The sequence below is a fragment of the Pedobacter sp. MR2016-24 genome (assembly GCF_026239655.1).
Lineage (GTDB): Bacteria > Bacteroidota > Bacteroidia > Sphingobacteriales > Sphingobacteriaceae > Pedobacter.
This window is the reverse complement of sequence record NZ_JAPIVO010000006.1, coordinates 433508-456662: the sequence shown is the minus strand read 5'-3', so window position 1 is coordinate 456662 and position 23155 is coordinate 433508. Positions and strand designations below refer to the sequence as shown.

Below are 23155 nucleotides of genomic sequence, written 5' to 3'. Positions count from 1 at the left end.
AAAAAGCAGATAAGAAGTCCTCTAAATAATCTGTTTACAATAATATTATACCTGTTCATATTTAATGAATTATCTTTGCTTATGGCAAAACTATCAGTAAATATCAATAAAATAGCCACTTTACGCAATAGTCGCGGAGGGAATAACCCAGACCTGGTCAAAGTGGCGCTGGACTGTGAACGTTTCGGTGCGGAGGGAATAACTGTTCATCCAAGACCTGATGAACGTCATATACGTTATCAGGATGTATCTGATTTAAAGGCGATTATTGCCACAGAATTTAACATTGAAGGCAATTGCCGCGAGCAAAAATTTGTAGATCTTGTGCTGGCAAATAAACCGGCACAGGTAACACTTGTTCCGGATATAGAGGGCCAGATAACTTCTAATCATGGCTGGGACACTATAAAACATCAAAGCTACCTGAGAGAGATGGTCAGTCTTTTTCAGCAGGAAGGCATTCGTGTTTCTATATTTGTTGATCCTGTCAGAGAAATGATCGAGGCTGCGCAGACAACAGGCACAGACCGAATAGAACTGTACACAGAATCATACGCAGCAAATTACCACATCGATAAAGTTAAAGCAATTACGCCTTATACACAGGCTGCACATACTGCCAATAAACTGGGATTGGGAATTAATGCCGGTCATGATCTGGATTTGCATAACCTGAAATATTTTGCAGACAATATCCCTAATTTACTGGAAGTATCTATCGGCCATGCGCTGATCAGTGATGCTTTATATTTAGGTCTCGAGAATACCGTTCAAATGTACCTGAGACAATTGGTAAAGTAAACATCTGCGGGGGTTTATTCCTCTAAAAATGAAATGAAATTTTAGTACCTTTGCGCAAATTTATTGCTACACTTCATGAGCTTAAACATTCATTACAAAGAAGACTTTAAAGACCGTCACATTGCCCCAAATGCTGACGACACAGATGCAATGTTAAATACCCTTGGTCTGGGTTCTGTTGCTGAGTTAATTGAACAAACTGTTCCTCAGAAAATCAGGTTAAAACAGCCCTTGAATTTGCCAGTTGCAAAATCTGAAAAAGAATACCTCGCCAGTCTTAAACAAACCGCCTCTCTCAATAAGGTTTTTAAATCTTATATCGGCCAAGGTTATTATGACACGACAACCCCTGGTGTAATACTGCGTAACGTATTCGAAAATCCAGGATGGTATACACAATATACGCCATACCAGGCTGAAATTGCACAGGGACGTTTACAGGCATTGTTAAACTTCCAGACACTGGTGATTGATCTTACCGGAATGGAAATTGCCAATGCTTCTTTGTTGGATGAAGGTACTGCAGCTGCAGAAGCTATGTTTATGCAATACAGCTTACGCAAAAATCAACAGGCCAAACAATTTTTTGTTTCGTCACTTCTTTTCCCTCAAACTATAGATATCTTAAAAACACGTGCAAATCCATTTGGAATTGAGCTTGTAATAGGTGATCATACTACTTTTGAAATCACTGACAATTTCTTCGGTGCAATTGTTCAGTACCCGGCAGGTAATGGTCAGGTATTCGATTACCGCGAATTTGCGGACAGTCTGCACCATAAAAATGTGAAGTTAACGGTAGTGGCCGACTTACTGAGTCTGACTTTACTTACTCCTCCGGGAGAATGGGGAGCTGATATCGTTGTAGGTACTACACAACGTTTTGGTGTACCAATGGGCTTTGGTGGTCCGCATGCAGCATTTTTCGCTACTAAAGATGAATACAAACGTTCTATTCCGGGACGTATTATTGGTGTAACCATTGATAGCCATAATAACTATGCTTTACGTATGGCTCTTCAAACAAGAGAGCAACATATCCGTAGAGATAAGGCAACTTCAAACATCTGTACTGCACAGGCTTTATTAGCTATTATGGCAGGTTTTTATGCGGTTTACCATGGCCCTAAAGGCCTGAAGTTAATTGCAGAAAGAACGCACGGTTTAGCTATAGCACTTTCTGCATCACTGGAAAGCATTGGCTACAAACAAATGAACGATGTTTACTTTGATACAATCCAGATTGATCTTGGTGATTTAAAAGATTCGATTCACAGAGAATGTATTGACAATGAGATCAATCTTCATTACAATGGAACTGTTGCTACAATCGCTTTAGATGAAACAACAAGTATTGAGGACATTAAATTACTGAACAAAATATTTTCTAAAGTAAAAGCAATTTCAGCTGATAACGTTGAGCTTGCAATAGAGAATAACGTAGAAACCGTAATACCGGCAGCGCTGCAAAGAACATCTGCTTATTTAACGCATCCTATATTTAACTCCCATCACTCGGAACATGAGATGCTGCGTTATATCAAATCATTAGAGGCAAAAGATCTTTCTCTTTGTCACTCTATGATTGCTTTAGGTTCATGCACAATGAAACTGAATGCGACAACAGAAATGATCCCTGTAACATGGGCTGAATTTGGTCAGGTGCATCCTTTCGCTCCTGCAGATCAGGTAGCGGGTTACTATACCGTATTCAATGAACTGGATAAATGGTTAAGTGAAATCACTGGATTTGCAGCCATGAGTTTACAGCCTAATGCTGGTGCTCAGGGTGAATATGCTGGTTTAATGGTGATCAGAGCTTACCACCAGGATCGTGGCGATCATCAGCGTAATATTGCATTGATCCCTTCTTCAGCGCATGGTACCAACCCTGCGTCTGCTGCAATGGCAGGTATGAAAATTGTGATCGTAAAATGTGATGAGCAGGGTAATATTGATGTGGCCGATTTAAAAGCGAAAGCTGAAGAACATGCTGCAAATCTTTCCTGCTTTATGGTAACTTACCCATCTACACATGGTGTATTTGAGGAAAGTATCGTAGAGATTTGTGAAGTGATACATGCCAATGGCGGTCAGGTTTACATGGATGGTGCTAACATGAACGCACAGGTTGGATTAACAAGTCCGGCTAATATCGGTGCAGACGTTTGTCACCTTAACTTACATAAAACCTTCTGTATTCCACATGGTGGTGGTGGCCCGGGTATGGGACCTATCGGCGTAGCTGCACACCTGGTTAAATATTTACCGGGGCATGCTGTTGTAGATATCAACAATGAAAAATCTATTCCTGCCGTTTCTTCTGCTCCATGGGGATCTGCTTCTATCCTAATTATCTCTCATGCCTATATCGCAATGATGGGTGGTGAAGGACTGAAAAAAGCAACAGAGTATGCTATTCTGAATGCGAATTATATGAAAGCACGCTTGGAGGAACACTACCCGGTTTTATATTCGGGCAGCAATGGCCGTTGTGCACATGAGATGATCCTTGATTGCCGCGGATTTAAAAGCTATGGCATTGAGGTAGTTGATATTGCTAAACGACTAATGGATTATGGATTCCATGCACCTACAGTATCTTTCCCTGTTGCCGGCACATTGATGGTTGAGCCAACAGAGAGTGAGCCTAAACATGAACTTGATCGTTTCTGCGACGCTTTAATCGCTATCAGAAATGAGATCAGTGCAATTGAGCAAGGTGATCTGGACAGACAGGATAACCCATTGAAAAATGCGCCGCATACAGCAGCTCAGGTTACCGGAGATGACTGGGCACATTCATATAGCAGAAAAACTGCAGCTTTCCCTTTACCTTATGTTGCAGAACATAAATTCTGGCCAGCTGTTGGAAGAGTAAATGATTCACATGGCGACCGTGCATTGATCTGTGCATGTCCACCGATAGAAAGTTACATGGAAGAAGAAGCTGCTGCAGTATAATTTTACTCAGCAATTTATATCAAGGCCAAACTGATTATAATCAGTGGTAAATAAATGTATTATTAACACTTCAAAAAGGGGTCATTATTAGTAATGGCCCTTTTTTTGTGAAATTTGATTCCTATAATGCTAGTTTACATTTCTATTTTATATCTTTATTTTGCAGTCCTTTATTATTTTATAAATATATTACCCCGATGAACGCTAAAATTGATCTCCTTGTAATTGACGATGATGATATTAACATATTTATTATTAAAAAAATCGTAGAGAAAACAGGGTATGACGCAAGAATGGTAGCAAAAACCAACGGACAGCTTGCTATTGACTATGTAAAGGAACTAATTGGTAGTGGACAGTCATTGCCACACCTGATTTTAATAGATATTAATATGCCGGTGCTTAACGGATGGGAATTCCTTGAGGCATATGAGAAGCTGGGTATTGATAAAGAGATAGATATGTATATGCTTTCTTCTTCAGTGTATGAAAATGATATCGAAAAAGCAAAAACGTATAAAGCTGTTAAAGGGTTTATTTCTAAACCCCTGTCTATCGAACGTCTGATTGAGCTTTTTGAAGGAAAAGATACGCAGGCTATACAATCTTAAAATTTCCGTCATTCAGCTCGATGAATCCTGTTGCCCTGGTCTTGCCATGATAAAAAAGGCAGTTCCAGTTTTCAGCAGCGGCTCTTTTGCCAAACTCCTCTCTCAGTTCCATGGCTTTACGGCCATCATAGTCGTATTTTGCGATAAATTTCCTGAGCAATTCTTCTGGTTCAGGCAATACATCACCTCCGAAGAATACTTTTTCTTCACCGTCTTCCAGGAGCCATGCCTGGTGGTAAGGGGTATGTGCACCTGTTAATTCATGGGTAATGCCTGGTAAAAATTCGCCCGACTCATCTACGAAAGTCAGTTGTGCATTACGCTGTAGAAAATCAAATATTTCAGTCCTGTATGAAGAAGAAGAATTGGTAAATGCACCTTCCCATTCACCACGCTGAATGACATACGTAGCATTAGGAAAACTCAGTTCCATACCGTTATTCTCCTTATGTACCATACCACCGGAATGGTCATAATGCAAATGTGACATCAATACGTAATCCACATCCGCAGGATCAAAACCATGTTTCCTGATGTTCTCATGTAAAATCAGTTCTCCCTGTTCATTGCTGTATCCTAAACCGGTATCGAGTACAAGTAATTTATCATTCAGCTGCACAAGAAAGGGCTGCACATTAATAAATAAGGAGGCGGGTCTGTCTTTTGGATTATCTTTCTGAGGATCAAAAGGAACGAACTTTTTATCGGCAGCTACAGAATAAGATCCTTCAAATAAAGTGAAAACTTGCAATGGCATAGGTATTAGTCAAAAGAATAATTAATGATATCTTTACGAATTGATCGCAAAGATATGTAACATGTATCGATTTATGGTCATATGAGCGCTATTACCAATCAAGAATAACAAATAGTACATGGAGAAAAGATGGGTGCAGATGGTACAGGGAGATACAGAAACTACCGGACTGCTTGCACAGCAATTAAATATAGATACAAGCTTAGCACAAATTTTAGTCCAAAGGGGAATCCAATCCTTTGAAGAAGCAAAAGACTTTTTCAGACCTCAATTGTCCCAGTTACATAATCCTTTTTTAATGAAGGACATGGGAAAGGCCATTCAAAGAATTGATGAAGCCTTAGCTGCGGGTGAGAAAATCATGATTTATGGAGATTATGATGTAGACGGCACTACTTCTGTTGCGCTGGCATACAGCTTTTTCAGTCAGTTTACCTCCGATATCATTTATTACATTCCTGACAGGCACAAAGAAGGATATGGAATCTCTACCATAGGAATCGATTATGCAAAGGCAAATGATATCACACTGATCATTGCATTGGATTGTGGAATCAAATCGAATGATAAAATTGATTATGCCAATACGCTACATATTGATTTTATTATATGTGACCACCATTTACCTGGGGACGAACTCCCTGCAGCAATTGCAGTACTGGATCCTAAACGACATGACTGCCCTTACCCCTTTAAGGAGCTGGCAGGCTGTGGGATCGGATTTAAACTTGCCCAGGCTTACTGCATCACGCACGATTTACCTGCTTCCACATATGAGCAGTATCTGGATCTGGTGATGGTGAGTATAGCTGCGGATATTGTACCCATAATAGATGAAAATCGCACACTGGCTTATTTCGGACTAATCAAACTAAATAGTAATCCATGTACGGGCTTAAAAGCACTGATGGAGAGTTTTGGAAAAACGAAAGATCTGACCATAACCGATGTCGTGTTCACACTGGCCCCACGAATTAATGCCGCAGGACGTATGGACCACGGTAATCAGGCTGTTAAAATGTTGCTGTGTACAGCAGATGATCTGGCAAAGGAACAAAGCCTGTTTATCAATCTGCAGAACAGTGACCGTAAAACATCCGATCAGAACATTACAGCTGAAGCTTTGGCACTGATAGATGAATCGCAGTTACTTATTGACAAGAAAACCACTGTAGTATATAATGAAAACTGGAATAAAGGCGTTATTGGTATCGTGGCCTCCAGATTAACTGAAAAATATTACCGCCCTACCATAGTACTTACCCACTCAAATGGCTTTCTTACGGGATCTGCCCGTTCTGTGGCCGGGTACGATTTATATGAGGCTTTACTGGGCTGTTCGGACTTGCTTGAACAGTTTGGCGGACACAAGTTTGCCGCTGGTTTAACCATGAAAAAGGAGAATATAACTGCTTTTTCTGAGCGTTTTGAGGAAATTGTATCATCAACCATTACCGAAGACCTGCTTTGTCCTGAAATACATATAGACAATGAGATTGAACTGAACCAGATTGACGGTAAGTTTCAACGGATCATTGCGCAGATGGCACCTTTTGGTCCTATGAATCCGGCCCCTGTATTTATAAGTAAAAACATGAGTTTTGTGGGCCGTCCTTATATTGTTGGTACAAAACATTTAAAGTTGAGTGTTAAACAACAAAATTCAGCTATTTTTGAGACCATTGGATTCGGCCTGGCAGAATTTGAACAACTGCTGCGGCCGGATCAGCCTTTTTCGATATGTTATACCATAGAGGAAAATACCTGGAAAGAGCAGAAACGTTTACAATTGAATATTAAAGCGATAAAAATTCATAATTAATAGACCTGATGATATTAAGAGCCGATAATCTTATAAAAAAATACAAGCAACGAACTGTGGTGAATGATGTATCATTCAATGTAAGCCAGGGAGAAATTGTAGGTCTTTTAGGCCCTAACGGAGCAGGAAAGACAACTTCATTTTATATGATTGTAGGTCTCATCAAGCCAAATGAAGGAACAATTTTCCTGGATGATGAGGATATTACAAAGGATGCCATGTATAAAAGAGCCCAGAAGGGAATCGGTTACCTGGCTCAGGAAGCTTCTGTGTTCAGGAAACTTACTGTAGAAGAGAATATTCTCTCCATATTGGAGATGACGGACATGAAGAAAGATGAACGTCAGGATAAATTGGAAGAATTAATCAATGAATTTAGTCTCCATAAAGTACGCAGAAACAGAGGTGATCTATTGTCTGGCGGAGAAAGAAGAAGGACGGAAATTGCCAGGGCATTAGCGGCAAGTCCAAACTTCATTTTACTGGATGAGCCTTTTGCAGGGGTCGATCCAATTGCGGTAGAAGAGATACAAACTATTGTAGCAAAACTTAGAAATAAAAATATAGGTATATTGATTACTGATCACAACGTTCAGGAAACTCTTTCTATTACCGACAGGGCTTATCTCCTCTTTGAAGGTAAAATATTAGAATCCGGAACCCCTGAGGTACTTGCCGCCAACGAGATGGTCAGGAAAGTATATTTAGGCTCAAATTTTGTACTTCGCAGTAAAAACCTATAATCTATCTAACCAAATATGGCAATTGTAAATTCAATTTTTTCATGGTACATGAAGAAGCGCGTCCACCAGATAGAGCTTTTCATGAAATATCCGCTGGATGTACAGGAAGAATGGTTTCACACGTTGATTTCCTGCGCAGAAAACACAGAATGGGGAAAAAAATATGATTACAGATCTATTGAGAATTGTGAGCAGTTTAAACAGCGTGTGCCGCTGCAGAATTACGATACGCTAAAACCATATATAGAACGCATGCTGAAGGGCGAGCAGAATATCCTCTGGCCTTCTGAAATTAAATGGTTCGCTAAATCTTCCGGCACTACAAGTGACAGAAGTAAGTTTATTCCTGTATCTCCTGAAGCATTGGAAGAATGCCATTATAAGGGTGGAAAAGATATGATTTCTATCTTTTGTAAAAATAAACCCGGCAACCAGATCCTGACAGGAAAGGCTCTGGTATTAGGTGGAAGTCACCAGATCAATCAGCTTAATGAAGATTCTTATTACGGGGATCTTTCTGCGGTATTGATTAAAAATCTGCCCATGTGGGCAGAATACTATCGTACTCCTGATATGTCGATTGCGCTGATGGATGACTACGAGCAGAAGATGGACCGGATGGCAGAAGCAACCATCAAAGAAAATGTGACCAATATATCCGGCGTACCAACCTGGACAATCGTACTCGCTAAAAAGGTATTGGAAATAACCGGTAAAAAGAATTTATTAGAAGTATGGCCAAACCTCGAATTATACTTCCATGGTGCGGTTAACTTTAATCCTTACAGGGACCAGTTTAAAGAATTGATCCCGAGTGAGGAAATGTATTACCTGGAAACCTATAATGCATCTGAGGGCTTCTTTGGCATACAGGATCAGGTAAGCTCAGAGGAAATGTTATTGATGCTGGATTATGGCATTTACTATGAGTTTTTACCGCTTGATCAGCTGGAGTCAGAAAATCCTGTTACGCTTTGTCTTGGAGAAGTAGAACTGGATAAAAATTATGCAATAGTGATCTCTACCAATGCCGGGCTATGGCGTTACGTAATTGGTGATACGGTGCAATTTACTTCACTGTCACCCTACAGGATTAAAATAACCGGGCGCACAAAACATTTTATCAATGCCTTTGGTGAAGAAGTCATTATTGACAATGCTGAACAGGCCATCAGTAAGGCCTGTAAGGAAACCGGCGCCGCGTTTAAGGATTATACAGCATGTCCGATTTATTTTAAAGGTAATGCTGCAGGGGGCCATGAATGGATCATTGAATTTGATCAGCAGCCTGATAATTTCGAAAAGTTTGTAGATGTATTGGATCAGACACTTAGGGAGGTGAACTCAGATTACGATGCGAAAAGATTCAATAATCTTGCATTATGCAGACCTAAGGTACACAATGCTCCCCATGATACATTCTACAACTGGCTAAAATCCAAAGGAAAGCTAGGTGGACAACACAAAGTTCCCAGACTGGCAAACGAAAGGAAATATGTTGATGAGATCTTACCTCTGATCCAGCCCTAACGTGATATAATAAAAATTATTATACAGTTTGGTAATTGAACAGACTTTGCATATAAAACTATACTATATTTTTATAAATGTGTACAGTTTTATATGCAATAATCAGCGTTTTAAATAATCCCTCATTAACGAATAAAGCTGCTCTACTATACCTTAGAGATGAGAAACTTTATAAATCCGAAACAAATTTTGATGAATTCCATTTTATTAATACTATTTTACATGTTCAATCCATTCATTTATCTCTGCCATGCGCAAATTACAGCGCTTTCCTGAAACAGATCCTTATCTGGATAAAATAAGCTTTCAACAACAATCACTCCAAAAAGACGTTCTCTTTCATTTAATACAACCACTACTTAAAAGCTGACATTTAAAACTGTTTCGTTTTATTTCTACAGCCTGGTATAGCAGCTTTTATATAAAAAATTATGGATCCTTTAACTTATAATAAGCTACTTAGCTATGAACTTCCGGAAACAGTGGAAGAGTTGAATCTCGATCATATTATTTTACTCGCCGCAGAGATATTTGATACGGGTGTAGCGGCAGTAAATTTTTCAGATAGAAGTGAGGATGAGCATGGTTTGTATGCGACGACAATTACCGGGGACCAAATTACAGTAGTCCATGACTTAAATGAAGACATCCGCTTCTACGCAGGTATAAGGTTGATTACCCCCGATAACTTTGTTATTGGTACCCTGACGGTAACCGACAACATACCACACCAGCAGTTGACTGAAAAACAAAGCCGTGTTTTGCAATTATTAGCAAAAATGGTAATTGAAAAACTGGAGAACCGGCTGGATCATATCAACGAAAAAAATAAAGCCGACGAAAATCTGCGCCGGCTGATACATGACCTGAAGAACCCGATGACTTCGATGTCTTTATACGCACAATTACTGTCTGCCAAAGAGATGCCGGCAGAAAAGGTATTTACGATGGCTGCCCGGATAGAAAAATCTATTAGTGATATTCAAAAAAAACTAAATATATCCGTGGCTGACAATGACAATCCAAAGTCACCTGCAGATAGTTAGACATCTGCCAGGTATTTATGTACAAAGCTGATCGCCATAGATCCTTCCCCCACAGCCGAAGCCACCCGATTCATTGCACCCGCCCTAACATCACCCGCCGCAAAAATACCTGCACAACTGGTTTCTAAAAGATATGGATCACGTGCTAATTTCCAGATTTTTGTAAAGCCTTCATAATTCCGAAGCTCTCTGCCTGTTTCGATAAATTCTTTACCATCTTTAATAATGTCCAGTTGCAGCCAGTCAGTATATGGCTTTGCCCCTATAAAAATATAAAGCGCTTCCGCTTCTTTTGTAACCGTTTCTTTTGTTTTCACATTAATCAGGGTCAGCTTCTCCAGGCATTTATCCCCAATGGCTTCAATTACTTCTGTATTGCCCAGTACATGAATATTAGCTGTACTGCCAATCTGGTCTATTAAATAAGAAGACATCGTTGCAGCCAATCCATCTTTACGGATAATGATATAAACATCTTTCGCAAATTTGGAAAGGTACATCGCCGCCTGCCCCGCAGAATTACCACCTCCGATAATATAAACATCTTTGTCTTTACAGGCGAAAGCCTCGGTAGTTGCAGCACCATAATAAATGCCCGCACCCGTAAAATCTTCCACTCCTTTCACTTCAAGCTTACGGTAATCTACACCGGTAGTAATCACCACAGTACGACTGATAATTTCTCCGCCGCCTTCTAAAATGATGGTTTTATATCCGTCTTTCTGCTTAATATCACTCACCGACTGTGGTGATAAAAGATTTGCGCCCAATCGTTCAGCCTGACTGATTGCTCTTCTTGTAAGATCTGCCCCGCTCAATCCTGCCGGGAAGCCCAGATAATTCTCAATCCGCGAGCTTGTACCTGCCTGTCCGCCCGGAGCTTTTCGCTCTATCATTAAGGTCTTTAATCCCTCTGATGCGCCATACACGGCTGCAGCCATACCGGCAGGCCCGGCCCCAATAATCACTACATCATATATATCATGTATAACTTGTGAGTTTTTACCAATTTTAGCAGCAATATCTTTGATAGAAGGTTTGATTAAAAAAGTACCATCCTCAAAAAACACCAGTGGCAAATCTGCATGAACAAGCTTATTTATTTGTAAATATTCTGCAGCATCAGGATTCTTTTGTATATCCAGCCAGCGATAAGGAATCAGGTTACTCGCCAGATAATCCTTGATGAGATGCGATTGTGGCGAAAACTGAAATCCGACTACCTTAATACCTTTAAATTCCGGTACATAATCACTCTGCCAATCATCCAGCAGGTCATTAATCACCGGGTATAATTTATCTTCAGGTGGATCCCAGGGTTTAACCAGATAATAATCCAGCCTAACATCATTTATTGCCCTTATCGCAGCTGCGGTGTCAGAATAGGCAGTTAATAATACACGTTTAGCCTCAGGGAATATCTTTATTGCTTTTTCCAAAAACTCCACTCCTTCCATTTCCGGCATGCGCTGGTCGCATAAAAACAGGGCGACTACATCATCACTATTCTTTAATTCCGTAATGCTTTCCAATGCTTCATTTGCAGAAGTTGTACTCAGAATTTTATACTCATTACCATATTGTTTTTTCAGGTCACGGCTAATTGCACGCAATACCTGGGGATCATCATCTATCGTAAAAATTATCGGGCGATTCATATTTATCTTGTCGTAATCAGTGAATAAAAAAAATAAAATAGGGGTTAGCCATCAATGGGAAAACAGATAATAAATTCAGTACGTTGAGGGGTCGACTTTACTTTTACAGAGCCATTGTGCTGCTGCTGAACGATACGCTGAACGGTCTCCAATCCCATTCCTGTTCCCTTCCCCATAGGTTTTGTCGTAAAAAAGGGGTCGAAGATTTTCTGTAATGTTTCTTCAGGAATCTCAGGTCCGTCATTCATCACAAACACCTGTACAAATTCCTTATCTCTCTCAGTTTTTAACGTCAGCGTCCCTTTCCCATTGGTTTCCATAGCATCAATGGCATTGTCAATCAGGTTAGTCCACACCTGATTCAATTCACCAATCAGCGCATTGACCTTCGGCAGGCTCAGATCGTAATCTTCTACCACCGTAATATTGCCACTCCTTACTTTATGTCCAAGCATGGTCAGCGTATTACGGATACCAACGTGGATATCAGCAAACTGTTTGTCTTCCCCTCTATCCATATGCGTGAAATTTTTAACAGAATTAACCAGTGTGGCAATTCTGTTGGAAGACTCCTGGATATCGTCAACCATTCTTTCAGTAACCAACAGATTACTTACACGGTTAAAAACAGCCGAAACATGTTGTGAAGGTATATGCTTTGCACAGCTCTTCAGATCATCTACAGTAAAATTGAAATCAACGAAACTCTCTGCGATAGTGTAACTATTTTCTACCTCTATTTCATCAAACCAGTCTGCAATATCATCCTCACGCTGTGTACGTTCCTTTAGTGAAAGATGCGGCCTGTCAGTTACAGACAGCACTTTGAAAAGTTCTTCATTCATTGCGTCGGCCTGATCTTCGTCCATTTTAATGGTAACGAAGCCCTTAAGGGTATTTGCATTAAGTTTTAAATGTTCTTTTAGGGACATTGAATCACGCACAATTGCGGATGCAGGGTTATTTAATTCATGGGCAAGCCCTGCAGAAAGTTTACCCAAAGCCATCATTTTTTCATTCTGCTGCCGTATTTGTGTGAAGTTTTTAACCCTGTTGGTCATCACATGTACCAGAGCCTGCGTAAGTTCAAATTGCTCCTTGATCATTTCCATCATCTTTTCTGAACGGAAACTCATCAGTTGGGTATCTACTCTCGCCTGGGCATAGCCTATACTTACTTTACCACGGGAATAAGGAAGATAGCCAGTAACATCTCCCTTTACGAAATCAGCATATTCATTTCTGCCCCCATCACGGATGATATAAAAATGCATTACCCCTGAAACAATCAAATGAGGTCCTGTGAGCGGCTTGCCTGGTTCAAGCAGAAAATCGTCTGCATCAAACCATTGATAATCGCTATTATCTATGAACCATTGCAATTGTTCGTCGGGAACATTGTCAAAAACTTCTAGTGATTTCAGCCAGGAAATAGTTACAGTTTGCATGACCTAAAATTAGCTATTTATTTTTTACGCTGGGATCGATCAGCCATTAAACATTTTATTTCTTTTCACAGGCTTTCCCTGACGGATCTGAATCGCATGGTACAAAGAGGGGATATCATTTTCCCAATTACGCAGCGTAAAAAGTATCGCTATGATTTCCAGCCTTGTGATCATACCAGCGTAAACGCAAACCATAAATAACCATGAGGAATCACAAGTTGCAATGATCTGTACAAGCGTTGCAAGAATAGTTAAAGTCCATATTTTGGAAGAAATTGCATGTGTAGCTACTTCTTTTTTAAACCTGATGTAGCTGATCAGATAGGTAAGTCCCTCCATGGAGAAGAGCAGCATCAATAACACCATGTTCACTTGAAAAAAAGGAGTACAAACGATATAAGCAGCGACCATTGCACTGATCCAGAAAACCTGATCAACGGCAGAATCCAATCTTCTTAGCCTGACTGTAGAAACATTGAGTTTACGTGCAATAATGCCATCAAAGATATCTGAAATCAACCCTGTGATTAACAAGATATTGATAATTAACCTGAATTGCGACGGCTGATTAATGCTTAACAGTAAAATTAAAACACTAAAGACCAAACGGCTGTAAATGAGAAGGGCTGGAATTTTGATCAGGTACTTGCGCATCTTATTTTGCATAAAACATATTGCAATATAGAACAATTTATTTCCTCTGAACAAATTATCAGCTGGTTACGTCTGGAATAAATTGGGTATCAGTTCCCTCTTCAAACGCTATATATAGTCTTTGCCATTCATCCCCTTCAACTAATTCCCAGGTATGACCCGGTCCGGCAATATCTTCTGCAAGCAATAAAATACCCGGCTCAATCATAAAAGTATCCCCATTGGTCACCTTAAACCTAAGTTTTCCCTTTAATGTGACCACGTACTGGAGCCTTGGTGCAGGGTGTGCAACTTCCTGATAAGGGTCAATATGTGTCTGAGCAAAAAAGAAGTTCATATTGATTGGCTGACTCGTTGGTATCCTTCCAAGCTCAAATGTGCAGTCGCCCTCACCAGTATTAAACAACCTGACAGCTTTGAGGCTGGCATTAAGATCAGTTCTTCCTTTAGTCATCAGTTCTTTTATTACGCAGTACCAAACACTTTAGAAAATCGCTCGAAAGTCTCATTTGCAGCAAGAACTGCGATATCCTTTTCCTCTTCCGATTTTGCTTCAGCGTTCATTACCCCAACAAACTTCCCCCACATCATCCCTGTTGCTTCACCATAACCTGAAAAGAAAGATACACCAGTATTTACTCCGTATTTACCCAGCATCTGTACAATAATAGGTCCGCCCATAATTGAACCTTCCATCACATACATCGCACCCAGCGCCTGCAAAGTATTGTTAATTTCAGGCAGCGTAACTGCAGGAAGATCATCTACTTGAGATCCTAATTCCTCAATATCTTTTTTCAGGTATTCAGAATTACGGCGTTCTGCGTGATCAGGGAGCAAATCAGTGGTGATATATGGTTTAATTGCTTTTTCAACAGCGTTAAAATAAGCATAAAAATGCTTTAGCAGATCCGCATAGTCGGCATTGCTGCGGATAGCCTTCATTTTAAGCACCACTTTTTTTTCCAGTCCCTGGTGTGCTGATTTCGTTGCTTCTTTAATTTTTGTACTTAGCATGTAATTGTATTAGCGGAAAGCGAAGATAGCAAAAAAGCCCTTCTTTCTTACGAAAAAAGGGCTTTTTATTGGCTCCCTCTGCTGGGCTCGAACCAGCGACCCTCTGATTAACAGTCAGATGCTCTAACCAGCTGAGCTAAGAAGGAATTCATTCTGGTTACTATTTAAAAAGGCAATGCCCTCTACTTTAACAGAAAAACCTTTCAGTGTGAACTGAAAGGTTTTTAATCTGGCTCCCTCTGCTGGGCTCGAACCAGCGACCCTCTGATTAACAGTCAGATGCTCTAACCAGCTGAGCTAAGAAGGAGTACTCTGGTTATCCGAAAACGCTTTCTGACTTTAATAAACAACATAAAGTCTCGTTCGTTTTGGGAATGCAATATTAGGGCTTTTAAATTATTTATGCAATATTTGCAGAGAAAAAAATCAAAATAATTTAAAATAAAATATATGAGCCTGATAATCATAGGGACTGTAGCCTTCGATGCTATAGAGACTCCCTTCGGAAAGACAGATAAAATTGTAGGTGGCGCCGCAACGTACGCAAGTTTAGCTGCTTCTTACTTCTATAATAAAGTGAAAATCGTTGGTGTTGTGGGTGACGACTTTCATAAAGAAGACATTAACACGCTTAATCAACATGGTATAGATACTGAAGGATTGCAGATTAAGGAAGGTGAAAAATCATTCTTCTGGTCTGGAAAATACCACAATGATATGAACAGCAGAGATACATTAATCACAGAATTAAATGTACTTGCAGATTTTGACCCGATTATTCCAGAGAGCTATCAGGACTGCGAATATCTGATGTTAGGTAATCTTACTCCACAAATCCAGCAAACCGTCATTAAACGTCTTAAAAACAGGCCTAAGCTGATTGTTTTAGATACGATGAACTTCTGGATGGACGTAGCTATGGACGATTTACTGGAAACATTGAAATTAGTTGATGTATTAACCATTAATGATGAGGAAGCCCGTCAGTTATCTGGTGAGTATTCTTTGGTAAAAGCAGCAAAGAAAATCCTGACTATGGGTCCGAAATACCTGATCATCAAAAAAGGTGAGCATGGTGCCTTGTTATTCCATGAAGATAAAATCTTCTCTACTCCTGCGCTTCCATTAGCAGAAGTGTTTGATCCGACAGGTGCGGGTGATACTTTCGCAGGTGGATTTATCGGTTACCTGGCTAAAGTAGGTACAATCAATTTCACGAACATGAAAAATGCGATTGTTTATGGTTCTGCACTGGCATCATTCTGTGTAGAAAAATTTGGTACAGAAAAAATCCTGAACCTCACTGAAGAAGAAGTAACAGCAAGAATAAAAGAGTTTATCAATTTAAGCTCATTCAGCATAGAAGCATAGTTCCTTTTCTTAAGTAATCTCTGCTAAAAATTAGCAGAGATTACTTAAGATTTTAATTTTCCGACAGGGGTAAATTTATCAAACACGGTATGCGTGTGCGGTGCATCAATCAATTCTTCCGTTAAGTCCTGTCCTGCCCAGTGTTCATAGTGCTTACCATTTTTCCATAAACGGCTCTCTCCAACATCATAGATTACACCTTTACAGGCCACCCATATTTGTGGTTTATCCTGACCATTTCTTAAAGCCAGCTGTTGTTTGGTATATTCAGGCAGTTCCACTATCTGGCAGATTTATTTTTAAATGCCTCAAACAAATACACCACCAGCAACAGCATTCCCATAAAGTAAAAAGTACTTTCAAACGGAACTTTGAATAAATTAAAAATCAGCGTATCCTCCTCGCTGTACTGAATAACAGGCAATCCGTTCAGAATACCCGAACTTATATAAAATGGAATAAGCGATACGAGAAAAGCACGGTAGAATTTATACATGAACCGGATCTTATTCACGTATTCTACATAGAGGATAAAGACAAATAGAAGCGAAAAAGTGATTAATGTATAGAGATGATGATAACCAAAATAAAGTATGGCAATACATATGCCCATCAGGACATTACTCAAGGCCAGGCTATATTTTTCCAGCCGCTGATCCGGGAATCTGACATTGAGAAAAAGATAGATAGCGAGAGCACACAAGGGCATCGAAAGCGAGAAAAAAAGCTCTTCAACAGGTAATCCCCATAAGTTTATACCTATAAGAAAAGGAGGATTAAAGACGATGACTTTTACCCGGGTAAGATATTCTGTAGGCACAGAAAACACAAATACATTAATAAAAACGGCCAATAGGAGAAATTTACTATTTGCCAGTACATTTATCCGGCGAAAAGAAAACAGAACAGCAGTCACCATTAACAAGGCGAAGTTTATCAATAAGTACGTATAATTCATTAAACTTTGATATTAAAAGCCCAAAAATATAATTTTCAGCTCATTAACCACTCCCTATTTGATCAGCGGAAATTACCTGATATTAAAAAAGCGCTTAAACAGTGAAGTTTAAACGCTTTATTTTATGATCAGAAGCCTTAATTAAACAATATCGGCACCTAAAATATCTTTAGAATAAGTCTTCAAATATTTTTTTAATATCTGACGGGCTACATGGATTCTTGTTTTTACTGTTCCGATTGGAATCTCCAGCATGTCAGCAATTTCGTGGTATTTATATCCCTCAAAGTATTTAACAAAAGGAACATGATATTCTGGTTGTAAAGTAGCCAAAGCCTTATTGATATCGCCAATAACAAACTTACTGTCACTGGTATTTTGTGTAGCACTATAGTGAAGATTAGCAGATGAAATATCATCAGATTGTGTAATCAATGCGTTTGTTTTCACCAATCTTCTGTAGTTATTGATGAATGTATTTTTCATGATCGTAAACAACCATCCTTTCAAATTTGTTCCTTCTTTAAATTTACTGTAGTAGGTAACAGCTTTTAACATTGTATCCTGAACTAAATCGTTTGCATCTTCAATGTCTTTTGTAAAATTTAAAGCGAATGACTGTAAAGAAACTGAATGATTGTGAAGCTGGAAATTAAACTCATTTTTTGTCATAATGTTTTAAGTTTTAAGGTTAAAAAGCAAACAAACAGGATCCTTTTTTAAAGTGGCGTTATCACGTTTGTTCAAACTTGTATATTAAGACTTATACAACATATGTACCAAAAAATCAATTATGGCCTAATGGATCGGTTTTGATGAGTTATGTTATAAATACAGATATTTGTCACAGGATATTTACCTCACGCTCCAAATGAACTCCAAAAGTAGCGTACACCGTGTCTATAATCTTTTCTGAAAAACTATACACTTCTTTTCCCGTTGCACCGCCATGGTTTACCAGTACCAGCGCCTGATTTTTCCATGTTCCGGTATGACCATCTATCTTCCCTTTAAAACCGCAGTATTCTATCAGCCAGCCAGCGGCCAGTTTGATTTTTCCATTAGCAACAGGATAATTAACAAGTTCAGGAAACTTACCCACCAGCGGGTCAAATTGCTCACGCGGTATCACGGGATTCTTAAAAAAACTTCCCGCATTACCAATGGTAGAGGGATCAGGCAATTTACTTACCCTGATCTCTGCCACAATTGTTGAAATATCTGCTATGGTAGGATTAATAATTTCGCGATTAGCCAGTTCGGCCTGTATGGCTCCATACTGTGTGTTTATATTTGCCTGAGCAGCCAGCCTGAAACGAACAGCCGTAATGATATATTGACCTTTGAGCTCATTTTTGAAAACGCTGTCCCGGTAAGCAAAACCGCAGTCAGCACGACTAAACTCCTTAAACTCCCCTGTAGCAATTTCAAAAGCTGTGCAGGACTCAAATACATCTTTCAGTTCCACACCATAAGCACCGATATTCTGAATCGGGGAAGCTCCGGCTGTACCCGGAATTAAACTCAGGTTCTCCAGTCCGGCAAAATCATGCTGCACCGCATAATTGACCAGATCGTTCCATACCACACCAGCACCAGCAGTTACGATAATCTGATCTGCTCTTTGTTCATACTTCAGACCAGATATGCTTATCTTTAAAACCAAACCATCAAAATCTTCCGTAAATAGTAAATTGCTGCCTCCACCAATTACCAGTAATTTGTGCTGTTCTAAAACAAGATTTTTTTGCAATTCAATCAATTGCGAAGGATCGGAAATTTCAGCAAAATAACGTGCTTTCACCTCTATACCGAACGTATTATAGGGTCTGAGTGAAATATTCTCTTGTAGTAAAGACATAACAGCAAAAAGATTAATTTTATTGGCAAATGTAATTGTTAGCGCTTGTAATAAATATGTTAAATACAATATTTAATAATTATGCATATTTTACGTTCGATTATAACCTTATTCAAGCCGACGTCAATTAAAAAATAAAGCAAGCCGATTCATGATGGAAAATCAAGACAAAAAAAGACTCTTAATTATTGATGCTGCACTAAAAAGATTTGCACATTATGGCCTGACAAAGACCACTATGACTGAAATTGCAAAAGATATTGCGTTTTCTAAAGCTTTGCTTTATTATTATTTTCCAGATAAACTCAGTTTATATGTCAGTGTAATTGAACATCTGATGCATACCATTAGCAGAGACCTGCTTAAATCTGTTGAAAAAACATCCACTGCTACTGACGGAATTCTGATCATTCTGCAAAAAAGACAGGCCTATATCCAAAAATACTATAACCTGATCGAATATATGCAGAGTATTGGTCCGGATCTGCCTGAAGCACTTTTCGAAAAATTTACCCGCGCCAGGGAATTTGAAATGAAAATCATCTCAGGTCTCTTGATTAAAGGAGACGCCATTGGCGAATTTTCAATTGAAGATCCGGCAATCATTACAGAAATATTTGTAGAAGCCATTTCCGGCATTCATTTCAACATCCTAAATAGAACGAGAAATATCTTTCCCGGCAAAGAACAATTCAAATTGATTTTTACTAAAGAAAAGAAATTTGCAGAGATATTTTTAGCCGGTTTAAGGCCTGCGAATAAGTCATAAAAATGTCATAAACACTTTTAAGTCGCTGGTTTTCACCTAGAAATTTCAGTATTAACTTGCAACGTCTTACTTTTGACTAATAAAACAATAAAGTCAGAAGGTAGAAAAGTAAAATGGTAGAGACTGATAAAAAGAGAGAATTAATTATTGACGGCGCTATTAAGCGTTTTATACATTTCGGCATCAACAAAACAACAATGAATGAAATTGCAGAAGACCTTTCTGTATCAAAACCTTCATTGTATTATTATTTCCCCGACAAAAGCAGCCTTGTTCTTGGTGTGATGGAGAAAATTTTTTCAGATTATTTCGAAATACTCACCAAAGACCAGACACAAGCCGAAAACCTTGAAGGCACCCTATTAAATATCATTGAAATCAGATACCGGTTTTTTCTGCGCTATTATATGCTGCACTTAGCAAGTGCAACACCAGATCCATCTCTGAGTTCGGTGGAGCTTAAAACCTACATCATGAAGATGAAAGGTAAAGAACACCTGTTTTTTCAAGGTCTGTTCGAAACGGCTGTAAAAAACAATGAAATATCTCCCATAGATGATTATCCAAAAATGGCAGATCTGTATATTTCTTCTTTGTCAGGACTTACTTCACTTTGCATCACACATGGTAATAAGGAACTGTTTCCAGATAAAAAGGAGCTAAAAATAATGAAAGAGAAACAAATCAGCCTTTCTTCCATCTTTATACAAGGACTTAAAAAATAAACATCAGCCTAATCTAAGAAACCCCCGATTATGATTAAACCAATAAAAGCAATTCCAATTTTGTTACTGGGCCTGCTCATTTCTAACCTGCTACATGCACAACAGCCACTAACGTTGAAAGACGCAGTAAATTTTGCCGTAGAGAACAATGCCAATATCCGGAAAGCAAAACTGGATATCGACGGTGGCAGATTCAAAACCCAGGAAATAAGAGCGCAGGCCCTTCCCCAGGTAGTAGGTAGCGCAGGTCTTACCTATAATGCAATTGTCGGTAAGCTGGTATTTAATAACCAGGCTGTTCAGATAGGAAACCCCTGGAATTCCAATGCAAATCTGCAATTGAATCAGGAGTTATTTAACCAAAAAGTGTTTACAGGATTGCAGGCAGCCAGAACAAGTGAAAGCTATTACCAACTCAACGCAAACCTTACCGAGGAACAGATTATTGAACAGGTAGCGAATAATTATTACCAGGTATTGGTGAGCAGGCAGCAACTGAATGTAATTGATACAAACATCAAAAATGTGAAGGTAATCGAAAAAATCATTACCAATCAATATGATAATGGTCTGGCTAAAAAAATCGACGTAGACAGGATTAAAGTAAACCTTACAAATTTGCAGACGCAGCGTGAACAAACGATAAATGCAGTTGTACAACTGGAAAATCAACTGAAATTCTCTATGGGAATGCCAGTGGCCACGGCGATTGTACTGCCTCCTGATGAATTTGCTAAAGTAACATCTATGCCAGAGCTATCGGACACGATTAACGTGGCCGGAAGAACGGAAATCAGATTATTAGGTATACAAAAAGAATTGTACAGCCTTCAGCGTAAATCTTATGTAGCAGAATACTATCCAACATTGTCCTTAAACGCCAATATCTCCACTACTGGCCAAAGTGATAAATTTGATTTGTTCAACAGACATGGATCTGCTTTTTACTATGATGCTTCTGCTATAGGAATTACGTTGAGAGTACCGATCTTCAATGGTTTCGCTACGCGTTCAAGAATCCGTCAGGCTAATGTAGATCTTAAAAAAGCTGATGTAGATATCAGGGAAACCACTAATTCCCTTAATCTTGCTTACGAGAATGCAAAGATCCAGTTAAGAAACAATATCAATACAATCAAAGCGCAACGAGAGAACGTGCAGCTTGCCCAGGAAATCTACAACAGCACCCAGAATAATTACAATAATGGCCTAGCTGCATTAACGGATCTTCTGGACACAGAAAATGCGCTAACATCAGCACAAAACAGCTACACACAAGCGCTGCTTAACTATAAGATCGCTGAAATACAATTAATCAAATCAAACGGAAATATAAAATCACTACTAAAATGAAAAGAGGAATTATAACAGTCATTCTAATTATAGTTGTCATCGGACTTATTGCATGGGTACTTAACAGCAATAAAAAGAAAAATGACGAACAAACTGCATTAGTTGCTCAGGGAAGTGGTGCCGTCAGCGTGCGTATAGCTCCGGTGAAAAAAGAAGCAGTTGATTTGAACTTTAGTGCCAACGGAACTTTTGAACCAAAACAGGAATTAAACTTTCTGTCTGAAAATGCCGGCCGTGTAACTAAAATATATGTTGACGAAGGAGATCGCGTAAGCAAAGGACAGATTCTTGCACACATCGATGCAGAGATTATCAATACAGACAGAGAAACCGCACAGGCTACGTTGGAAAATGCCATCAAAGATGAAGCAAGATATGCGAGTTCATTTAAAACAGGTGGTGTTACGCAACAGCAACTGGATCAGGTTAAACTGGCGACTAAAAATGCAAGATTGAGATTGCAAAGCTCTGCACGAAGGGTAAGTGATGCCAACATCAAATCTCCCATCAATGGTATCGTCAACAAAAGATACATTGAGGTAGGTGCTTTTGTAACTGCACAGGGTACTCAATTATTTGAACTGGTAGATGTTTCCAAACTGAAACTGAAAGTAAATGTAAATGAAGGTCAGGTAGCGAACCTTAATGTTGGTGACAGGGTTCAGATTAAGTCCAATGTATTTCCTGCGGATAACTTCTCTGGAAAAATTACTTTCATTGCTGCCAAAGCTGATGCTACTTTAAATTTCCCGATTGATATAGAAGTGGAGAACAACCATAAGAACACCATCAAAGCGGGTATGTATGGTACTGCCATTTTTAAATTTCCTGCGCAGGCACCTACAATTACTATTCCACGCGGCTCATTTGTGGGCAGTGTGAGTAGTAACCAGATCTTCGTTCTTGAAAATGGCAATAAGGCAAAAATCCGTAAAGTAATTGCCGGCAGAATCATCAATGATCAGGTCGAAATTATTGAGGGCCTGAAAGAAGGTGAAACAGTAATTATCAGCGGGCAGATCAACCTGGTTGATGGAAGTGATGTTGCTCCTATTAAATAATATCAT

22 protein-coding genes and 2 tRNA genes are annotated in these 23155 nt (G+C 39.2%); 12 read left to right on the top strand and 12 right to left on the bottom strand.

Annotated features, from left to right (window positions below):
• Nucleotides 1–81: 81 nt before the first annotated feature.
• The 3 genes from OQX62_RS18250 to OQX62_RS18240 all read left to right on the top strand — a co-directional run bounded on the left by OQX62_RS18250 (nucleotide 82) and on the right by OQX62_RS18240 (nucleotide 4376).
• On the top strand, nucleotides 82–801 hold the full coding sequence (locus OQX62_RS18250; protein WP_265833051.1) for a pyridoxine 5'-phosphate synthase: 720 nt from the start codon (nucleotides 82–84) through the stop codon (nucleotides 799–801).
• A gap of 75 nt (nucleotides 802–876) precedes the next feature.
• Nucleotides 877–3765, top strand: a complete 2889-nt coding sequence (gene gcvP / locus OQX62_RS18245; protein WP_265833050.1) for an aminomethyl-transferring glycine dehydrogenase — start codon at nucleotides 877–879, stop codon at nucleotides 3763–3765.
• Between the two features lie 197 nt (nucleotides 3766–3962).
• Nucleotides 3963–4376: a response regulator gene (locus OQX62_RS18240; protein ID WP_265833049.1), complete on the top strand. Its 414-nt coding sequence runs from the start codon at nucleotides 3963–3965 to the stop codon at nucleotides 4374–4376.
• On the opposite strand, the gene OQX62_RS18235 is transcribed toward OQX62_RS18240, so the two are convergent.
• On the bottom strand, nucleotides 4363–5127 hold the full coding sequence (locus OQX62_RS18235; RefSeq protein ID WP_265833100.1) for an MBL fold metallo-hydrolase: 765 nt from the start codon (nucleotides 5125–5127) through the stop codon (nucleotides 4363–4365). The two genes, OQX62_RS18240 and OQX62_RS18235, sit on opposite strands and share 14 nt — an antisense overlap.
• A 124-nt stretch (nucleotides 5128–5251) precedes the next feature.
• Between OQX62_RS18235 and recJ the strand changes: the two genes are divergently transcribed.
• The 4 genes from recJ (at nucleotide 5252) to OQX62_RS18215 (ending at nucleotide 10274) form a co-directional block, all read left to right on the top strand.
• Nucleotides 5252–6955, top strand: coding sequence for a single-stranded-DNA-specific exonuclease RecJ (gene recJ, locus OQX62_RS18230; protein ID WP_265833048.1), 1704 nt, complete (start codon nucleotides 5252–5254; stop codon nucleotides 6953–6955).
• Nucleotides 6956–6963: 8 nt separating this feature from the next.
• Nucleotides 6964–7698: an LPS export ABC transporter ATP-binding protein gene (gene lptB / locus OQX62_RS18225; RefSeq protein ID WP_322973763.1), complete on the top strand. Its 735-nt coding sequence runs from the start codon at nucleotides 6964–6966 to the stop codon at nucleotides 7696–7698.
• A gap of 15 nt (nucleotides 7699–7713) precedes the next feature.
• Nucleotides 7714–9228 (top strand): GH3 auxin-responsive promoter family protein, encoded by a 1515-nt coding sequence (locus OQX62_RS18220; RefSeq protein WP_265833047.1) that lies wholly within the window; start codon nucleotides 7714–7716, stop codon nucleotides 9226–9228.
• A gap of 431 nt (nucleotides 9229–9659) precedes the next feature.
• On the top strand, nucleotides 9660–10274 hold the full coding sequence (locus OQX62_RS18215) for a hypothetical protein (protein ID WP_265833046.1): 615 nt from the start codon (nucleotides 9660–9662) through the stop codon (nucleotides 10272–10274).
• On the opposite strand, the gene OQX62_RS18210 is transcribed toward OQX62_RS18215, so the two are convergent.
• From OQX62_RS18210 to OQX62_RS18180, 7 genes are all read right to left on the bottom strand, one after another.
• Nucleotides 10271–11932 (bottom strand): response regulator, encoded by a 1662-nt coding sequence (locus tag OQX62_RS18210; RefSeq protein ID WP_265833045.1) that lies wholly within the window; start codon nucleotides 11930–11932, stop codon nucleotides 10271–10273. The genes OQX62_RS18215 and OQX62_RS18210 overlap by 4 nt on opposite strands.
• Before the next feature lie 44 nt (nucleotides 11933–11976).
• Nucleotides 11977–13380 (bottom strand): ATP-binding protein, encoded by a 1404-nt coding sequence (locus OQX62_RS18205; protein ID WP_265833044.1) that lies wholly within the window; start codon nucleotides 13378–13380, stop codon nucleotides 11977–11979.
• A gap of 39 nt (nucleotides 13381–13419) precedes the next feature.
• The gene (locus tag OQX62_RS18200) at nucleotides 13420–14046 is read right to left on the bottom strand and encodes a CDP-alcohol phosphatidyltransferase family protein (protein WP_265833043.1); all 627 of its coding nucleotides are present in this window, start codon (nucleotides 14044–14046) and stop codon (nucleotides 13420–13422) included.
• Nucleotides 14047–14092: 46 nt separating this feature from the next.
• On the bottom strand, nucleotides 14093–14488 hold the full coding sequence (locus tag OQX62_RS18195; RefSeq protein WP_265833042.1) for a hypothetical protein: 396 nt from the start codon (nucleotides 14486–14488) through the stop codon (nucleotides 14093–14095).
• 11 nt (nucleotides 14489–14499) lie between these two features.
• On the bottom strand, nucleotides 14500–15051 hold the full coding sequence (locus tag OQX62_RS18190) for a biliverdin-producing heme oxygenase (RefSeq protein ID WP_265833041.1): 552 nt from the start codon (nucleotides 15049–15051) through the stop codon (nucleotides 14500–14502).
• Nucleotides 15052–15120: 69 nt separating this feature from the next.
• Nucleotides 15121–15197, bottom strand: a tRNA-Asn gene (locus tag OQX62_RS18185).
• Nucleotides 15198–15281: 84 nt separating this feature from the next.
• Nucleotides 15282–15358, bottom strand: a tRNA-Asn gene (locus OQX62_RS18180).
• Nucleotides 15359–15501: 143 nt separating this feature from the next.
• Here OQX62_RS18180 and OQX62_RS18175 point away from each other — a divergent pair.
• The gene (locus tag OQX62_RS18175; RefSeq protein WP_265833040.1) at nucleotides 15502–16422 is read left to right on the top strand and encodes a PfkB family carbohydrate kinase; all 921 of its coding nucleotides are present in this window, start codon (nucleotides 15502–15504) and stop codon (nucleotides 16420–16422) included.
• Between the two features lie 44 nt (nucleotides 16423–16466).
• Here OQX62_RS18175 and OQX62_RS18170 read toward each other — a convergent pair whose 3' ends face one another.
• From OQX62_RS18170 to murB, 4 genes are all read right to left on the bottom strand, one after another.
• On the bottom strand, nucleotides 16467–16703 hold the full coding sequence (locus OQX62_RS18170; RefSeq protein WP_322973761.1) for a cytochrome b5 domain-containing protein: 237 nt from the start codon (nucleotides 16701–16703) through the stop codon (nucleotides 16467–16469).
• The gene (locus OQX62_RS18165) at nucleotides 16703–17380 is read right to left on the bottom strand and encodes a lycopene cyclase domain-containing protein (RefSeq protein WP_265833039.1); all 678 of its coding nucleotides are present in this window, start codon (nucleotides 17378–17380) and stop codon (nucleotides 16703–16705) included. Before OQX62_RS18165 ends, OQX62_RS18170 begins: the two co-directional genes overlap by 1 nt.
• A 141-nt stretch (nucleotides 17381–17521) precedes the next feature.
• Nucleotides 17522–18052 (bottom strand): RNA polymerase sigma factor, encoded by a 531-nt coding sequence (locus tag OQX62_RS18160; RefSeq protein WP_265833038.1) that lies wholly within the window; start codon nucleotides 18050–18052, stop codon nucleotides 17522–17524.
• A gap of 172 nt (nucleotides 18053–18224) precedes the next feature.
• A complete protein-coding gene (gene murB / locus OQX62_RS18155) occupies nucleotides 18225–19241 on the bottom strand; it encodes a UDP-N-acetylmuramate dehydrogenase (protein ID WP_265833037.1) in 1017 nt (338 codons plus the stop codon).
• Nucleotides 19242–19392: 151 nt separating this feature from the next.
• Here murB and OQX62_RS18150 point away from each other — a divergent pair, with 151 nt between their 5' ends.
• The 4 genes from OQX62_RS18150 (at nucleotide 19393) to OQX62_RS18135 (ending at nucleotide 23149) form a co-directional block, all read left to right on the top strand.
• Nucleotides 19393–20010 carry a TetR/AcrR family transcriptional regulator gene (locus tag OQX62_RS18150; RefSeq protein ID WP_265833036.1) on the top strand — a complete coding sequence of 206 codons (618 nt, stop codon included), beginning with the start codon at nucleotides 19393–19395 and terminating at the stop codon, nucleotides 20008–20010.
• A gap of 113 nt (nucleotides 20011–20123) precedes the next feature.
• Nucleotides 20124–20735 (top strand): TetR/AcrR family transcriptional regulator, encoded by a 612-nt coding sequence (locus tag OQX62_RS18145; protein ID WP_265833035.1) that lies wholly within the window; start codon nucleotides 20124–20126, stop codon nucleotides 20733–20735.
• 30 nt (nucleotides 20736–20765) lie between these two features.
• Nucleotides 20766–22088, top strand: a complete 1323-nt coding sequence (locus OQX62_RS18140; RefSeq protein WP_265833034.1) for a TolC family protein — start codon at nucleotides 20766–20768, stop codon at nucleotides 22086–22088.
• On the top strand, nucleotides 22085–23149 hold the full coding sequence (locus OQX62_RS18135; RefSeq protein WP_265833033.1) for an efflux RND transporter periplasmic adaptor subunit: 1065 nt from the start codon (nucleotides 22085–22087) through the stop codon (nucleotides 23147–23149). The genes OQX62_RS18140 and OQX62_RS18135 overlap by 4 nt, the downstream gene beginning before the upstream one ends.
• Nucleotides 23150–23155: the final 6 nt, after the last annotated feature.

Excerpts from the sequence above, each read along its gene's own strand:
- OQX62_RS18165 (WP_265833039.1), bottom strand. The coding sequence starts at position 17,380 with ATGAATTATACGTACTTATTGATAAACTTCGCCTTGTTAATGGTGACT.
- OQX62_RS18140 (WP_265833034.1), top strand. The coding sequence starts at position 20,766 with ATGATTAAACCAATAAAAGCAATTCCAATTTTGTTACTGGGCCTGCTC.
- OQX62_RS18220 (WP_265833047.1), top strand. The coding sequence starts at position 7,714 with ATGGCAATTGTAAATTCAATTTTTTCATGGTACATGAAGAAGCGCGTC.
- OQX62_RS18150 (WP_265833036.1), top strand. The coding sequence starts at position 19,393 with ATGATGGAAAATCAAGACAAAAAAAGACTCTTAATTATTGATGCTGCA.
- OQX62_RS18210 (WP_265833045.1), bottom strand. The coding sequence starts at position 11,932 with ATGAATCGCCCGATAATTTTTACGATAGATGATGATCCCCAGGTATTG.
- OQX62_RS18135 (WP_265833033.1), top strand. The coding sequence starts at position 22,085 with ATGAAAAGAGGAATTATAACAGTCATTCTAATTATAGTTGTCATCGGA.
- gcvP (WP_265833050.1), top strand. The coding sequence starts at position 877 with ATGAGCTTAAACATTCATTACAAAGAAGACTTTAAAGACCGTCACATT.
- OQX62_RS18205 (WP_265833044.1), bottom strand. The coding sequence starts at position 13,380 with ATGCAAACTGTAACTATTTCCTGGCTGAAATCACTAGAAGTTTTTGAC.
- OQX62_RS18215 (WP_265833046.1), top strand. The coding sequence starts at position 9,660 with ATGGATCCTTTAACTTATAATAAGCTACTTAGCTATGAACTTCCGGAA.
- OQX62_RS18240 (WP_265833049.1), top strand. The coding sequence starts at position 3,963 with ATGAACGCTAAAATTGATCTCCTTGTAATTGACGATGATGATATTAAC.
- lptB (WP_322973763.1), top strand. The coding sequence starts at position 6,964 with ATGATATTAAGAGCCGATAATCTTATAAAAAAATACAAGCAACGAACT.
- OQX62_RS18250 (WP_265833051.1), top strand. The coding sequence starts at position 82 with ATGGCAAAACTATCAGTAAATATCAATAAAATAGCCACTTTACGCAAT.
- OQX62_RS18195 (WP_265833042.1), bottom strand. The coding sequence starts at position 14,488 with ATGACTAAAGGAAGAACTGATCTTAATGCCAGCCTCAAAGCTGTCAGG.
- OQX62_RS18160 (WP_265833038.1), bottom strand. The coding sequence starts at position 18,052 with ATGACAAAAAATGAGTTTAATTTCCAGCTTCACAATCATTCAGTTTCT.
- OQX62_RS18145 (WP_265833035.1), top strand. The coding sequence starts at position 20,124 with ATGGTAGAGACTGATAAAAAGAGAGAATTAATTATTGACGGCGCTATT.
- OQX62_RS18175 (WP_265833040.1), top strand. The coding sequence starts at position 15,502 with ATGAGCCTGATAATCATAGGGACTGTAGCCTTCGATGCTATAGAGACT.
- recJ (WP_265833048.1), top strand. The coding sequence starts at position 5,252 with ATGGAGAAAAGATGGGTGCAGATGGTACAGGGAGATACAGAAACTACC.
- OQX62_RS18200 (WP_265833043.1), bottom strand. The coding sequence starts at position 14,046 with ATGCAAAATAAGATGCGCAAGTACCTGATCAAAATTCCAGCCCTTCTC.
- murB (WP_265833037.1), bottom strand. The coding sequence starts at position 19,241 with ATGTCTTTACTACAAGAGAATATTTCACTCAGACCCTATAATACGTTC.
- OQX62_RS18190 (WP_265833041.1), bottom strand. The coding sequence starts at position 15,051 with ATGCTAAGTACAAAAATTAAAGAAGCAACGAAATCAGCACACCAGGGA.